The sequence below is a fragment of the Undibacterium sp. SXout7W genome (assembly GCF_049339385.1).
Lineage (GTDB): Bacteria > Pseudomonadota > Gammaproteobacteria > Burkholderiales > Burkholderiaceae_D > Undibacterium.
This window is the reverse complement of sequence record NZ_JBMPPF010000086.1, coordinates 1-401: the sequence shown is the minus strand read 5'-3', so window position 1 is coordinate 401 and position 401 is coordinate 1. Positions and strand designations below refer to the sequence as shown.

Sequence of the window (401 nt, the reverse complement as noted above, 5' to 3'; positions counted from 1 at the left end):
GGCTACTTTTGCTTCTCTTTTACTCTCTCTAATACCGTCAAACTTGTTAGATATGCTGTCAAAGATCGGATCTCTGGCCCACTTAGACCAAGCCATCATAATTAATACCGAGAGCAAGAATCCAATGATCATCCCAACCATCATAGGGATGCCAAATGCCTGACAGCCATCAACGAGTTCGTTTCTGGCACAGTAAAGTCCACAAGGTTCACATGACAGCTTGCTAAATAACGACCCGGCAACATTGTCACACTTGTAATCAATGAGCCCATAATGCTTGCCTTCAAATCCATTATCCGACCCATTCCATAGTCCACCATCATGCCAGATAACACAGGACTTATAGCCACCATATATTATGTTGCCAGCATTGGCAACTATGTAACCTGTGTCTAGGTTCA

General features: G+C 43.4%; 1 protein-coding gene. It reads right to left on the bottom strand.

Features of this window, described 5'->3' with window-relative positions; translation table 11 throughout:
* The coding region (locus ACO0LB_RS20600; protein WP_423052580.1) for a hypothetical protein at positions 1-401 on the bottom strand (401 nt) is incomplete at both ends.